This window comes from Roseateles albus (genome assembly GCF_028595345.1).
Lineage (GTDB): Bacteria > Pseudomonadota > Gammaproteobacteria > Burkholderiales > Burkholderiaceae_C > Paucibacter_A > Paucibacter_A albus.
On the sequence record NZ_JAQQXT010000015.1, the window covers coordinates 112,698 to 126,011 of the forward strand.

Annotated in this window: 13 protein-coding genes; 9 read left to right on the forward strand and 4 right to left on the reverse strand. The window is 61.2% G+C overall.

Going from position 1 to position 13,314, the window contains the following annotated elements:
• Positions 1 to 5: 5 nt before the first annotated feature.
• Genes PRZ03_RS20325 through PRZ03_RS20340 form a run of 4 tightly spaced genes read right to left on the reverse strand, consistent with a single transcriptional unit; the run spans position 6 to position 3,871 of the window.
• The gene (locus PRZ03_RS20325; RefSeq protein ID WP_273602011.1) at positions 6 to 1,070 is read right to left on the reverse strand and encodes a sulfate/molybdate ABC transporter ATP-binding protein; all 1,065 of its coding nucleotides are present in this window, start codon (positions 1,068 to 1,070) and stop codon (positions 6 to 8) included.
• On the reverse strand, positions 1,067 to 1,960 hold the full coding sequence (gene cysW / locus PRZ03_RS20330; RefSeq protein WP_273602012.1) for a sulfate ABC transporter permease subunit CysW: 894 nt from the start codon (positions 1,958 to 1,960) through the stop codon (positions 1,067 to 1,069). The genes PRZ03_RS20325 and cysW overlap by 4 nt, the downstream gene beginning before the upstream one ends.
• Positions 1,960 to 2,838, reverse strand: coding sequence for a sulfate ABC transporter permease subunit CysT (gene cysT / locus PRZ03_RS20335; RefSeq protein ID WP_273602013.1), 879 nt, complete (start codon positions 2,836 to 2,838; stop codon positions 1,960 to 1,962). Before cysT ends, cysW begins: the two co-directional genes overlap by 1 nt.
• A 7-nt stretch (positions 2,839 to 2,845) precedes the next feature.
• Positions 2,846 to 3,871, reverse strand: coding sequence for a sulfate ABC transporter substrate-binding protein (locus tag PRZ03_RS20340; RefSeq protein ID WP_273602014.1), 1,026 nt, complete (start codon positions 3,869 to 3,871; stop codon positions 2,846 to 2,848).
• A 172-nt stretch (positions 3,872 to 4,043) separates the two neighbouring features.
• Here PRZ03_RS20340 and PRZ03_RS20345 point away from each other — a divergent pair, with 172 nt between their 5' ends.
• The 9 genes from PRZ03_RS20345 (at position 4,044) to PRZ03_RS20385 (ending at position 12,902) form a co-directional block, all read left to right on the forward strand.
• Positions 4,044 to 5,300 (forward strand): lipoprotein-releasing ABC transporter permease subunit, encoded by a 1,257-nt coding sequence (locus PRZ03_RS20345; RefSeq protein ID WP_273602015.1) that lies wholly within the window; start codon positions 4,044 to 4,046, stop codon positions 5,298 to 5,300.
• Entirely contained in the window at positions 5,293 to 5,991 is a 699-nt protein-coding gene (gene lolD / locus PRZ03_RS20350; RefSeq protein WP_273602016.1) for a lipoprotein-releasing ABC transporter ATP-binding protein LolD, read from the forward strand. Before PRZ03_RS20345 ends, lolD begins: the two co-directional genes overlap by 8 nt.
• A 30-nt stretch (positions 5,992 to 6,021) precedes the next feature.
• A complete protein-coding gene (gene purU / locus PRZ03_RS20355; protein WP_263535593.1) occupies positions 6,022 to 6,882 on the forward strand; it encodes a formyltetrahydrofolate deformylase in 861 nt (286 codons plus the stop codon).
• Positions 6,883 to 6,900: 18 nt separating this feature from the next.
• The gene (locus tag PRZ03_RS20360) at positions 6,901 to 7,722 is read left to right on the forward strand and encodes a TatD family hydrolase (protein ID WP_273602017.1); all 822 of its coding nucleotides are present in this window, start codon (positions 6,901 to 6,903) and stop codon (positions 7,720 to 7,722) included.
• Complete coding sequence (locus PRZ03_RS20365; RefSeq protein ID WP_273602018.1) at positions 7,715 to 8,236, forward strand: DNA-deoxyinosine glycosylase; 522 nt, start codon at positions 7,715 to 7,717, stop codon at positions 8,234 to 8,236. The genes PRZ03_RS20360 and PRZ03_RS20365 overlap by 8 nt, the downstream gene beginning before the upstream one ends.
• Positions 8,229 to 9,026, forward strand: a complete 798-nt coding sequence (locus tag PRZ03_RS20370; RefSeq protein WP_273602019.1) for a spermine/spermidine synthase domain-containing protein — start codon at positions 8,229 to 8,231, stop codon at positions 9,024 to 9,026. Before PRZ03_RS20365 ends, PRZ03_RS20370 begins: the two co-directional genes overlap by 8 nt.
• The gene (locus tag PRZ03_RS20375; RefSeq protein ID WP_273602020.1) at positions 9,023 to 10,819 is read left to right on the forward strand and encodes a GspE/PulE family protein; all 1,797 of its coding nucleotides are present in this window, start codon (positions 9,023 to 9,025) and stop codon (positions 10,817 to 10,819) included. The genes PRZ03_RS20370 and PRZ03_RS20375 overlap by 4 nt, the downstream gene beginning before the upstream one ends.
• 98 nt (positions 10,820 to 10,917) lie before the next feature.
• On the forward strand, positions 10,918 to 11,382 hold the full coding sequence (locus PRZ03_RS20380) for a tripartite tricarboxylate transporter TctB family protein (RefSeq protein ID WP_273602021.1): 465 nt from the start codon (positions 10,918 to 10,920) through the stop codon (positions 11,380 to 11,382).
• A gap of 11 nt (positions 11,383 to 11,393) precedes the next feature.
• Complete coding sequence (locus PRZ03_RS20385; RefSeq protein WP_273602022.1) at positions 11,394 to 12,902, forward strand: tripartite tricarboxylate transporter permease; 1,509 nt, start codon at positions 11,394 to 11,396, stop codon at positions 12,900 to 12,902.
• Positions 12,903 to 13,314: the final 412 nt, after the last annotated feature.

Genomic DNA, 13,314 nt, shown 5'->3' on the forward strand with positions numbered 1-13,314 from the left:
TCGGCCTAGATCCCGGCTCCAGAGTCGAACAAGCTCAGCCTAGAGGCGCTCAGATGCACGCGCTGGCCCGACTGCAGATTCAGTTGACCCGCTTGCTCGCGTGTCAGCTCGGCCTCCAGGTGTTGACCGTCCAGGCCGGTCAGCTCGACCCGGGCGGCCGCGCCAAAGCTCAGCACGCGGTCAACCGTGGCCGGCAAGCCGCGTGCATCGGCCGCCGTCAGAATTTGCAGCTCATGCGGCCGCGCATAGGCTTGGACCTGACCGACCTTGTCCGTCAACGATTTGCCAAAACTCAGATGCTGATCGCCCAGATGGATCACGCCGCCCTCGGCTCGGCCCTCAAAGCGGTTCACCGCGCCCAAGAAGCCGTAAACAAAAGGCGTGGCCGGATGTTCGTAGACCTCTTGCGGCGTGCCGATTTGCTCGACCTTGCCATGGTCCATCAGCACCACACGGTCGGCCACTTCCAGCGCTTCTTCCTGGTCATGCGTGACGAAGACGCTGGTGATATGCAACTCGTCATGCAGACGGCGCAGCCAGCGGCGCAACTCCTTGCGCACCTTGGCGTCGAGCGCACCGAAAGGCTCGTCCAAGAGCAGCACGCGCGGCTCCACCGCCAAGGCGCGGGCCAAGGCGATGCGCTGGCGCTGGCCGCCGGAGAGCTGGGGCGGGAAGCGGTCGGCCAGCCAGTCCAGTTGCACCAGGCTCAGCAGTTCATGCACCTTGCGCTTGATTTCGCTCTCGCTGGGCCGCTCTTTGCGCGGCTTGACGCGCAGGCCGAAGGCGACGTTCTCGAACACCGTCATATGGCGGAACAGCGCGTAATGCTGGAACACGAAGCCGACTTGGCGCTCGCGCACATGGGTGTCGGAGGCGTCTTGGCCGTCCAGCAAAACGTGGCCCCGGTCGGCCGTCTCCAGGCCGGCGATGATGCGCAAGAGCGTGGTCTTGCCGCAACCGGAAGGGCCTAGCAAGGCGACCAGTTCACCGGTCGGGAAGTCGAGGCTGACGTCGCCAAGCGCGGTGAAATTGCCGAAGGACTTGTGGATGTTTTTGACTTGGATGCTCATTGGGCTTCCTTGACCGTCGAATGGGCGCGCCATTCGACGAATTGCTTCAGGATCAGGGTAACGAGGGCCAGCAAGGCCAGGATCGAGGCCACCGCAAAGGCGGCGGCGAACTGATACTCGTTGTAGAGAATTTCGACATGCAAGGGCAGGGTGTTGGTCTGGCCACGGATATGGCCGGACACCACCGACACGGCGCCAAACTCGCCCATGGCGCGCGCATTGCACAGGATCACGCCGTAGAGCAGGCCCCACTTCACATTCGGCAGCGTGACGCGCCAAAAGGTCTGCCAGCCAGTGGCACCGAGCACGGTGGCGGCCTCTTCTTCGTCGCGGCCCTGCGCCTGCATCAGCGGGATCAGCTCGCGCGCCACGAAGGGGAAGGTCACAAAGATGGTGGCCAACACGATGCCGGGCACAGCGAAGATGATCTTGACGTCATTGGCCTGCAGCCAAGGCCCGAACCAGCCTTGCGCGCCGAACAGCAGCACATAGACCAAGCCGGCCACGACGGGCGAGACCGAGAAGGGCAGGTCGATGAAGGTGATGAGTAAATGCTTGCCGCGAAAGTCATGCTTGGCAATCGCCCAAGCGGCGCTGACGCCGAACACCAGGTTCAAGGGCACGGCAATGGCCGCGGCGATCAGGGTCAGCTTGAGCGCGGAGACAGCGTCGGCCTCGACCAAGGCGGCCAAATAGACATCCCAGCCCTTGCGCAAGGCCTCGCTGAACACCGCCACCAGCGGCATCACCAGAAAGAGCGCAAAAAAGCTCAGGCCCAGCGTCAGCAAGAGGTAGCGCACCCAAGGCGCTTCACGCGTGGCGGGGTTGTTTTGGTAGCGGCCGCCGGTTTTCTGCGGCACGCCCAAGGTTGAAACAACGATGCCGGCCATTATTTGCGTCCTTCTTGCCCGTTACGGCGTGAGCTCCAGGCTTGTAAGCCGTTGATGATGAGGAGCAGGGTGAAGGAGAAGATCAGCATCACGGCAGCGATGGCCGTGGCGCCGACATAGTCGTACTGCTCCAGCTTGGAGATGATCATCAGCGGCGTGATCTCGCTGACCATGGGCAGGTTGCCGGCAATGAAGATCACCGAGCCGTACTCACCTACCGCGCGGGCAAAGGCCAGCGCAAAGCCGGTCAACAGTGCCGGCAGCAGCGTCGGCAGGATCACCAGGCGGAAGGTCTGCCAGCGCTGCGCGCCCAAAGATGCGGCGGCTTCTTCCAGCTCGGTTTCCATGTCCTCCAGCACCGGCTGCACCGTGCGCACGATGAAGGGCAGGCCGATGAAAACCAAGGCCACCAAGATGCCCAGCGGCGTGAACGCGACCTTGATGCCCCAAGGTTCCAGCATTTGGCCCAGCCAGCCATTGCCCGCATACAGCGCGGTCAGCGCAATGCCGGCCACGGCGGTGGGCAGCGCAAACGGCAGGTCGATCAAGGCATCGACGAGCTTTTTGCCGAAGAACTCATAGCGCACCAGGCTCCAGGCCAGGATCAGACCAAACACCAAATTGATGCTGGCGGCCAGCAAGGACAGGCCAAAGCTGAGCTTGTACGAAGCGACCACGCGCGGCGAGGTGGCGGCGGCCCAAAAGGCCTCGAAGCCGTGACCGGCGGATTTGAGGAACACCGCCGACAGCGGGATCAACACAATCAGCGACAGATAGAACTGCGTGAAGCCCATGGTCGGGCCGAAGCCGGGCAAGACCCGGCGTTTGGCGCGCTTTGGAGCTTGGGCTTGGGCAGAAGAAATTTCAACAGCGCTCATCTAAAAATCAGCGCTTGATGCCGGCCACGATCTGGTCGTAAGTGCCGCCGTCCGCAAAATGAGTCTTGCTGACCAAAGGCCAGCCGCCCAGCAACTGGTCGACGCTGAACAGCTTGATAGGCGCAAAGCGCTTTTCTTCGCGCTTGAACACGGCTGCGTCACGGGGGCGGAAGTTGTGCTTGGCGATGATGGCCTGGCCCTCGGGCGTGTAGAGGAAGTCCAGATAGGCTTTGGCCGTGGCCGTCGTGCCCTTCTTGGCCGCAACCTTGTCGACGATGGCGACCGGTGCTTCCGCTTCGATCGATACGCTCGGGTTGACCACTTCAAATTGGCCCTTGCCGAATTCGTTCTCGATCAATTCGGCCTCGGACTCAAAGGTCAAGAGCACATCGCCGATACCGCGCTGCGTGAAGGTGGTGGTGGCGCCGCGCCCGCCGCCGTCCAAGACCGGCACATTGGCGAAGATCTTGGCCACTTGTTCACGCGCTTGCGCTTCGGTGCCGCCCTTGGCGATCACCGCGCCCCAGGCGGCCAGATAGCTGTAGCGGCCGTTGCCGGTGACCTTGGGGTTGGGGATGATGACTTGCACGCCAGCGCGGGTCAGGTCGGCCCAGTCCTTGATGGCCTTGGGGTTGCCCTTGCGCACCAGGAACAGAATCGTGGAGGTGTAGGGCGCAGCGTTGTTGGGGAAACGCTTGCGCCAATCGGCAGGCGTCAGGCCCTTCTCGGCCAGAGCGTCCACATCGGTGGCCTGGTTCATCGTCACGACGTCGGCCTCCAGGCCGCCAATCACCGAGCCGATCTGCTTGCTGGAGCCGCCATGTGATTGGTTGATCGTCAAAACCTTGCCGGTTTTGGCCTTGTACTGGGCAATGAAGGCCGGGTTGATTTCTTTGTACAACTCGCGGCTGACGTCGTAGGAGACGTTGAGCAGGGTGTCGGCAGGCGTTTGCGCCATGGCAGCCGTGCTGAAGACGGTGGCGCCGGCGATGGCGGTGACCAGAACGAATTGACGGCGAGTTGTGTTTGACATGGTTGCAAATGCAAGAAGTGCGAAGGTCGCCAGCATGCCTAGCTTTTCTTATTCTGAAAACGATAGTTTTTGTATTTGCTTATTCATTTTCCGGCAATGGGATGCATTGAAGGCTCCTTGCTCTGCGTTCAGCAGGCAGCCGGGTAGCGCGGGTCGGTTAGCATCCCTGCCCATGAATTGGCCATATGAATTGCAAATCGGTTGGCGCTACACCCGCGCCGGCAAGGGCGGGCGGCGCAACCGTTTCATCTCCTTTATCTCGGGCGTTTCGGTCTTGGGTATTGCGCTCGGGGTCGCTGCGCTGATCATCGTGCTGTCGGTGATGAACGGCTTCCAGAGCGAGGTGCGCGACCGCATGCTTTCTGTGATTGCCCATGTCGAGCTGACCGATTACCAGGGCCGGGCCTTGGCCGACTGGCAGGCCACCGCCGCTCAGGCCAAGCAAAACCCGGCCGTGCTGGCCGCAGCGCCTTTCATCGCCTCACAGGTCTTGATCGCGCGTGGCGAAGACATGCGCGGCGCCATCGTGCGCGGCATTGACCCGCAGTACGAGCCGGCCGTCACGCCGCTGGCGGCCAAGCTCAAGGACGGGCCATTGGCCAAGCTGCGCGGCGGCGAATTTGGCATCGTGGTGGGCGTCGAGCTGGCCCATATGCTGGGCGTTCAGCTCGGCGACAAGCTGACCTTGGTGGCGCCGAGCGGCAACGTCACGCCGGCCGGCGTGCTGCCGCGTTACAAGCAGTTCACCCTTGTCGGCGTGTTCAATGCCGGCCATTACGAGTACGACAGCGGCATGGCGATGATCCATGTCGATGACGCGGCCAAGTTCTTCCGGGTGGCCGGGCCGACCGGTGTGCAGCTCAAGCTCAGCGATGTGCATCAGGCGCGCCAAGTCGGCAATCAGCTGGCGAGCAGCCTGGGGGTGGAGACGCGGGTGCGCGACTGGACTCGCACCAATGCCAATTGGTATGACGCGGTTCAGGTCGAGAAACGCATGATGAGCATCATCCTGACCTTGATCGTCGCGGTGGCCGCCTTCAATCTGGTTTCGACCTTGGTGATGACGGTGACCGACAAGCAGGCCGATATCGCCATCCTGCGCACGCTGGGCGCCAGCCCGCGCTCCATCATGGTGATCTTCATGGTGCAGGGCGCGCTGGCCGGTGTCCTGGGCACCTTGTCAGGCTTGGGGCTGGGTTTGTTGATTGCGCTGAATTTGGACGTCATCGTGCCGGCGATCGAATGGGCGCTTAACACGCAGTTCCTGCCCGCCAGCATGTATCTGATCAGCCATATGCCCAGCGATCCACGGATGTCTGACATTGCGCCGCTGGTCGGCATTTCGCTGGCTTTGGCCTTCTTGGCCACCATTTATCCGAGTTGGCGTGCCAGCCGTGTTCAGCCCGCTGAGGCTTTAAGGTATGAATAAGAGCGTTGACGTGGTGTTGCAAGGCCAGAATCTGGGCCGCCGCTTTACCGAAGGTGATCTCGACGTACAGGTTCTGAACGGCGTTGACCTGACCGTGCGGCGCGGTGAGACGCTGGCGATCGTCGGGGCCTCGGGTTCAGGCAAGTCCACCTTGCTGCATCTCTTGGGTGGCTTGGACAAGCCCAGCAGCGGCGCGGTGACCTTGATGGGCCGCAAACTGGCCGAGATGGCCGAGCCCGAGCTGGGCCGCTGGCGCAACCAGCATCTTGGTTTTGTTTACCAGTTCCACCATTTATTGCCCGAGTTCAATGCGCTGGACAATGTCGCGATGCCCTTGCGCATACGCCGGATGCCGCAGGCTCAGGCGCGCGAAGTGGCGGCCGCCATGCTGGGTCGGGTGGGCCTGGGCGCACGCGTCTTGCACCGGCCAGCCGAGTTGTCGGGCGGCGAGCGCCAGCGGGTCGCGATCGCGCGTGCGCTGGTGACGCAGCCGGCCTGCGTGCTGGCCGATGAGCCGACCGGCAATCTGGACCGCAACACGGCGCAGGCGGTGTTCGAGCTGATGCTGGCAACGGCGCAGGACATCGGCACCGCCTTTGTGCTGGTCACCCATGACCAGACGCTGGCAGCGCAATGCCGCACCCAGCTGAGTTTGGTCGGTGGCACCATGCAAGTTGCAATTGCCGCTTAACGTAATTGTTTGGTTTTTTCGGACGCACCCGTGAACTCTCGTTTCATCCTCAAACTCAGCTGCCCCGATCAGGCCGGCATCGTCCACGCCGTCACCGGTGTGTTGGCGAGCCAAGGCGGCAATATCCTCAGCTCGGCCCAACATGGCGACGCCGACCACCGCCGCTTCTTCATGCGCATTGAATTTGAATGTGCGCCTGGCGTTGAAGCTGGCGCCCTTCAAGCAGCTTTTGAGCCCTTGGCGCAGCGTTTGCAAATGGATTGGACGCTGGTGTCCAGTCGCGCCAAGACGCGCGTGCTGCTCTTGGTTTCCAAGCTCGGCCACTGCCTGAATGACTTGTTATTCCGTGTGCAGACCGGGCACCTGCCGATTGAGATCCCGGCCATCGCGTCCAACCACCGTGATTTCTATCAGCTGGCCGCCTCGCACAACATCCCTTTCCACCATTTCCCGCTCTTGAACTCGACCGAGGAACAAAAGCAGGCGCAAGAGCGCAAGTTGCGCGAGTTGGTGGAAGAACAGCAGATCGACTTGGTGGTGCTGGCCCGCTATATGCAAATCCTCTCGCCCGAGATGTGCAAATTTCTGGCCGGCCGCGCGATCAATATCCATCACAGCTTTTTGCCCAGCTTCAAGGGCGCCAAGCCTTATCACCAAGCGCATGAGCGCGGCGTCAAGCTGATCGGCGCGACCGCGCACTACGTCACCTCCGACCTGGACGAAGGCCCCATCATCGAGCAGGAAGTGGCGCGCATCGATCACAGCCTTGCGCCCGAGGCCTTGGTGGCGATAGGCCGCGACACCGAGTGCGTGACGCTGGCGCGTGCCATTCAGTGGCACGCCGAACACCGGGTCTTGATGAACGGCCGGCGCACGGTGGTGTTCAAGTAAGTCACGCTGGCCTCGTTGATGTGGATAGACAGCCACTGCCATCTGGACGCGCCGGAGTTTGATGCCGACCGCGATGCGGTGGTGCAGCGTGCGGTGGCTGCTGGTGTGCGCATGTTGGTGATACCGGCAGTTGGTGCCTTCGACTGGGACAGCGCTCGTGAGCAGGCACATCGTCATGGTTTCGCCTATGCGCTGGGCATTCACCCGCTTTATGTGATGCAGGCCTGCGAGCAAGATCTGACCTTGCTGGCCGCGCAGTTGGAGCGCCACCGCGCCGATCCGCGCTTGGTGGCGGTGGGCGAGATCGGGCTGGATTTTTTTGTGCCGGGTTTGGATGCCGAGAAGCAGCAGTTGTTCTACATGGAGCAGCTCAAATTGGCGCGGCGTTTTGCCTTGCCGGTGATCCTGCATGTGAGGCGCAGCGCCGATCAATTGCTGGCGGGCTTGGGGCGCATCCCGGTGGCTGGCGGCATTGCTCATGCGTTCAACGGCAGTGCGCAGCAAGCCCAGCGCTTCATCGACTTGGGCTTCAAGCTGGGCTTTGGCGGCACCTTGACGTTTGAGCGCTCCCTGCAGATTCGTCGATTGGCGACCGAGCTGCCCGAGACCGCCGTGGTGCTGGAAACAGACGCACCGGACATCCCGCCGCTTTGGCTCTATAAGACGGCCGAGCAACGCGCTGCGGGCGAGTCAACGGTTCGCAACGAGCCGGCCGAGCTGCCGCGCATTGCCGAGAGCTTGAGTGTGCTGCGCGGCTGGACGCCGGCGCATACGGCGGCCGTCACCGGCGCCAATGTGCTGGCCGCCTTGCCGCGCTTGCGGGGGCTACTTGATGGATAGATTGAAGGGCTTGGCTCCACAGGTCGCCCCCGACACCCGCTTGCTGGTGCTGGGCAGCTTCCCCGGCGTGGCCTCGCTGCAGGCCCAGCAGTATTACGGCCACCCGCGTAACCAGCTTTGGCGCTTGTTGGGTGACAGCTTTGGGCTGCCCTTGGCGCAGGCCGACTATCCGATGCGGCTGCAGCTCTTGCTCGCCAATCAAATAGGACTCTGGGATGTGATCAGCGAGACGCATAGGCGCGGCAGCCTCGACAGCGAGATCCGCGACCCCAGGCCCAGCGATTTGTTTACCTTGCTGGCCGGCCTGCCGCAGTTGCGGACCATCGCCTTCAATGGCGGCACGGCCGCCAAAATCGGCTTGCGCCAGCTGGGTGCGCACGCCGATCGCTACAGAATTCTGAGCCTGCCTTCATCGAGTCCTGCCTACACCTTGGCTTATGCAGGCAAACTGGCGGCTTGGGCGACCTTGTCCAAGGAATACGCCGACGACTTTCATGGCAGCAGCAATGAGTAAAAAAATCAAAAAAATGGCCTGGGCCCCGGCAACGCTCTCCGAGTTTGACGGTGTGCGTTTTTTGCATCTGGACTCGATCTGGGTGCAGGGCGCCATGCGCATCCGCAAGCCCCAGCATCTGGAGCTGGAATACATACAGCGGATGATGGTGTGGATGCTCTGGCGTGACAGCGAATCGCTACGCGAGGGTCACGCATTGCAGCTGGGCCTGGGTGCCGCTGCGATCACGCGTTACTGCCACAAGGTGCTGCGCATGCAAACCACAGCGGTGGAGATCAACCCGACCGTCATCCACGCCTGCAGGATCTGGTTTCACCTGCCCGAGGACGATAAGCGCCTGACCGTCTACAACGAGGACGCGGCACGCTGGGTGGCTGATGCCGAGCGAATGCAAACGGTGCAAGTTTTGAACGTCGATCTCTACGACCATGACGCCGCCTCGCCGGTTCTGGATGACGAAGCCTTCTATGCGAACTGCTTCAATTTGCTGGCCGATGGTGGGCTGATGACGGTGAACCTGTTTGGCCGTGACGCCAGCTTTGCCCGCAGCGCCGCCCGCATTGCGGCGGTCTTTGGCAGCGACCAAGTCTGGAGCTTGGCGCCCACCAAGGAGGGCAATACCATCGTTGTCGCCGCGCGTGGTGTAGCGGTGCCGGAGCGTGAGGAGTTGGAGCGGCGAGCGGCTAATATTGAGGCGCAATTTGATCTGCCGGCATCGAAGTGGTTGAGGCTGGTGCGTCCACTGCCTATGAGCATCATCAATCAGCTGAAAGCCGAGCCCCAGACATGAGCGCCAAGTCGAAAGCCGACCTCAATCCCTCCGCCGTGAAATCGGAAGGGCGGCTGGAGTGGCGTGCGCTGCTGCGCTGGCTTTTGGAAGACGAGCTGATCGACCCGGAGCAGGTGCAGCGTACCGAGCAGCGTTTTGCCGCTGGTGACAGCTCGCTACACCCCTTGGTGCGCATGGCGCATGCCGGGCTGACCCGCGTGGACAGCGGCAAGGCGCTTGATCTGGATGCGCTGACCGAATGGCTGGCGACGCGGGCCAAGTTACCTTATCTGCGTATCGATCCGCTCAAGGTGGACGTGGGCCGGGTCTCGGACGTGATGTCGGTCGGCTACGCCGAGGCCAAGCGCTGCCTGCCACTTCTGGTCGGCCTGAATGACGTGACGATCGCTACTTCGGAGCCTTTTGATATCGCTTGGGTGGCGCAGATCGAGTCGCATATGCGCAAGCCGATCAAGCTGGTGGTGGCCAACCCGCTTGAGATATCGCGTTTCACGACCGAGTTCTTCACGCTGGCGCGCTCGGTGCGGGCGGCCGCCAAGGCGGGCGAATCGAGCCAGGTGGCGAGCTTCGAGCAATTGGTGGAGCTGGGCCGCAGCAATAAGCAGTTAGACGCCAACGATCAGGGCGTTGTGCAGGTGGTTGACTGGTTATGGCAATACGCGTTCGATCAGCGTGCCAGCGATATTCATCTGGAGCCGCGGCGCGAGATGGGCGTGATCCGCTTCCGCATCGACGGTGTTTTGCACACTGTTTATCAACTGCCGCCTACGGTGATGAGCGCGATGATCTCTCGCATCAAGCTCTTGGGCCGCATGGATGTGGTGGAGCGTCGGCGGCCGCTGGATGGTCGCATCAAGACTCGCAATCCGGCCGGCGATGAGGTGGAAATGCGCCTCTCGACCCTGCCGACGGCCTTCGGCGAGAAGATGGTGATGCGGATTTTTGACCCCGACACGGCGGTCAAGGACCTATCCATGCTGGGCTTCTCGCCGCATGACAACGAGCGTTGGGAGAAGCTGGTGCAGCGGCCGCACGGCATCATTCTGGTGACGGGCCCTACCGGTAGCGGCAAGACCACCACGCTGTATTCGACGCTCAAGCGCTTGGCTACCGACGAGGTCAATGTCTGCACGATCGAGGACCCGATCGAAATGATCGAGCCGGCGTTCAATCAGACCCAGGTGCAGACGGTGCTGGATTTTGGTTTCGCCGAAGGCCTGCGGGCCTTGATGCGCCAGGATCCTGACATCATCATGGTCGGCGAGATTCGCGACCTGGCGACGGCCGAAATGGCAATTCAAGCTGCGCTGACCGGGCATCTGGTCTTCAGCACCTTGCACACCAATGATGCGGCTGCGGCGATCACGCGGCTGACCGATCTGGGTGTGCCGTCTTACCTGATCAGCGCGACGGTGATTGGCGTGCTGGCGCAGCGCCTGGTGCGCACGCTATGCAAACATTGCAAGGTGCCCGATCCCAGCGTGACCCGGGACACGCTCAACGAGATGCTCAAGCATTGGCGCATGAATGGCGGCGTCAAGCCTTACAAGGCGGTTGGTTGCCTGGAATGCCGCAACACCGGTTTCCGGGGGCGCGCCGGGCTTTATGAGTTGCTGACGATAGAGGAGTCGGTCAAAGCGCATCTGCATCCGACACCCGACATCTCGGCGCTGCGTCGCCAAGCTGTTCAAGAAGGCCTGCGGCCCTTGCGTTTGGCGGGTGCGATGAAGGTTGCCGAGGGCATGACCACATTGGAAGAAATCTTGCGCAGCACGCCGCAGTGGCAAAGTTAAGGCCGCCGCTGCTGATTTACTGCGCGTAAGCCATACTGGTTTGGCGTTTTGCGACACCTAGAATTCTTGCTCAACAGAATTCCCAGGGCGGCCAGGCAATGAAGATCAAGAGTCAGCGAGATTTTTTTTCGGGCCTGCTGTTTGTGGCCGTGGGGTTGGCGTTCGCCTGGGCCTCCAAGGAATACAGCTTCGGCTCATCGGCCCAGCCCGGCCCGGCCTATTTCCCCTTCGGTCTAGGCGTTCTTTTGGCCCTGCTCGGCGGCATGGTCTTGTTCAAGGCGCTGACCATTGAGACCGAGGACGGTGAGCCCATCGGCCGCGTCGCTTGGCGACCCTTGCTCATCATCATCGCGGCCATCTGCCTGTTTGGCTGGATGTTGCCGCGCCTCGGCCTGGTCTTGACCTTGCCCGCCGTGGTTTTGCTGTCGTCCTTGGCCGGAGACGAGTTCAAGGTGAAAGATGCCTTGCTCAACTGCGCCCTGCTGACCTTCGGGAGTTGGCTGATTTTTGTCTGGGGTTTGCGGCTGATTATTCCGGTCTGGCCCACAATTTTTGCTGCTTGAGGGCGACAGGCATGGATCTTCTGAGTAATTTGTCGCTGGGTTTTCACACGGCGCTGACTTTTCAAAATCTGCTCTATGCCTTTGGCGGCGCGGTGCTGGGAACCTTGATTGGCGTGTTGCCTGGGCTCGGCCCGGTCGCCACGATCGCGATGCTGTTGCCTTCCATTTACGCCTTGGATGCAACTCCGGCCTTGATCATGCTGGCCGGCATCTATTACGGCGCGCAGTACGGTGGTTCGACCACGGCTATTTTGATCAATGTGCCGGGTGAGTCCAGCTCGGTGGTGACGGCCATCGATGGCTATCAGATGGCGCGCCAGGGCCGTGCAGGAGCGGCCTTGGCTGTGGCCGGCTTGGGGTCTTTTTTTGCCGGCTGTGTGGGCACCATCATCATTGCGGCATTTGCGCCGCCGTTGACCGAGTTGGCCTTCAAATTTGGCCCGGCCGAGTATTTCTCGCTGATGGTGCTGGGCTTGGTTGGCGCTGTGGTCTTGGCATCGGGCTCCTTGGTCAAGGCGATTGCGATGATTTTGTTGGGGCTGCTGCTGGGTCAGATCAACACAGATGTGATCTCGGGTACACCGCGGTTCTCGTTCGGCATCCCGGAATTGAGCGATGGCCTGGGTTTTGTGGTGGTCGCCATGGGCATTTTCGGCTTTGGTGAAATCATCGCCAACCTGGGGCTACCGGCCGAGCATCGCGAGGTGTTTACTCATGATGTGAAGGGGCTGTGGCCCAGCAAGCAAGACTTCAAGGAAGCCTGGCCCTCGGTGGTGCGCGGCACCGCTCTGGGCTCGGTGCTGGGTGTGCTGCCGGGCGGCGGCGCTTTGCTGGCCTCATTTGCGGCCTACACCTTGGAAAAGAAAATCGTCAAGAACCCGCGTGTGCCTTTCGGCAAAGGCGCCATTCAAGGTGTGGCGGGTCCGGAGGCGGCTAACAACGCCGGCGCCCAGACCAGCTTTATTCCAATGTTGACGCTGGGTATCCCGCCCAATGCGGTGATGGCCTTGATGGTCGGCGCGATGACGATCAAGGGTATTCAGCCCGGACCGCAGGTGATGGTCAGCAACCCGGAGTTGTTCTGGGGCTTGATCGCGTCGATGTGGGTGGGCAATCTGATGCTGGTGGTTTTGAACCTGCCCTTGATCGGCATTTGGATCAAGCTGTTGACCGTGCCCTATCGGTTTTTGTTCCCCGCCATCGTGACCTTTTGCTGCATCGGCGCTTACACGCTCAACAACAACAACTTCGATGTTTTTGTGACGGCTGTCTTCGCCTTGCTGGGTTATGTGTTTTACAAGCTGAACTGCGAGCCTGCGCCCTTGCTATTGGGCTTCATCCTGGGTCCGATGATGGAGGAGAACCTGCGCCGCGCACTGCTGTTATCGCGTGGCGACTGGGGGACGTTCATGTCGCGCCCCTTATCCGCCGGGCTCTTGATCGCGGCGCTTTTGATGGTGGTGATGGTGATGCTTCCCTCGATCAAGAACAAACGGGAAGAAGCGTTTCAAGAGGAGTGAATTGCATGAAGCCAGGTGCGTCTGCTGGCTTTTGATTTCTTGGCCGAGGGCAGAGCTGGCTCTGATGTCCGATGAACGCTGGCGTCTTGCGAACTTGCGATGGGTTTCTTCGGCATTCGCTTACGCGCCAAAGAGTCGCTCTTGCTGTGTGCAGCGGCACAAACGGGCTTGTCCCTTTATTTGGTGCTATAGTCGTGGGCTTCGCTGCTGAGGTTCACGCCCAGGCAGCGGCAGAGGTAGTAAAAAGGAAGTGCAAAAGAAAATTTCGATGCACTTGACGGATTTGAAGAAAATCAGTCATAATCCCGCTTCTGCGCTGCTAGCGAATGCGTTAGTAGCCAAGCAAAAACAAGAAGTTAGGCCTAGGCCGGACACTTGAGCTCTTTAATAATTCACAGCCGATAAGCGTGGG

Coding starts and splice junctions, on each gene's coding strand:
- PRZ03_RS20385 (WP_273602022.1), top strand. CDS start 11,394: ATGGATCTTCTGAGTAATTTGTCGCTGGGTTTTCACACGGCGCTGACT.
- PRZ03_RS20340 (WP_273602014.1), bottom strand. CDS start 3,871: ATGTCAAACACAACTCGCCGTCAATTCGTTCTGGTCACCGCCATCGCC.
- PRZ03_RS20370 (WP_273602019.1), top strand. CDS start 8,229: ATGAGTAAAAAAATCAAAAAAATGGCCTGGGCCCCGGCAACGCTCTCC.
- PRZ03_RS20360 (WP_273602017.1), top strand. CDS start 6,901: ATGTGGATAGACAGCCACTGCCATCTGGACGCGCCGGAGTTTGATGCC.
- cysT (WP_273602013.1), bottom strand. CDS start 2,838: ATGAGCGCTGTTGAAATTTCTTCTGCCCAAGCCCAAGCTCCAAAGCGC.
- PRZ03_RS20325 (WP_273602011.1), bottom strand. CDS start 1,070: ATGAGCATCCAAGTCAAAAACATCCACAAGTCCTTCGGCAATTTCACC.
- PRZ03_RS20375 (WP_273602020.1), top strand. CDS start 9,023: ATGAGCGCCAAGTCGAAAGCCGACCTCAATCCCTCCGCCGTGAAATCG.
- PRZ03_RS20380 (WP_273602021.1), top strand. CDS start 10,918: ATGAAGATCAAGAGTCAGCGAGATTTTTTTTCGGGCCTGCTGTTTGTG.
- PRZ03_RS20345 (WP_273602015.1), top strand. CDS start 4,044: ATGAATTGGCCATATGAATTGCAAATCGGTTGGCGCTACACCCGCGCC.
- PRZ03_RS20365 (WP_273602018.1), top strand. CDS start 7,715: ATGGATAGATTGAAGGGCTTGGCTCCACAGGTCGCCCCCGACACCCGC.
- cysW (WP_273602012.1), bottom strand. CDS start 1,960: ATGGCCGGCATCGTTGTTTCAACCTTGGGCGTGCCGCAGAAAACCGGC.
- lolD (WP_273602016.1), top strand. CDS start 5,293: ATGAATAAGAGCGTTGACGTGGTGTTGCAAGGCCAGAATCTGGGCCGC.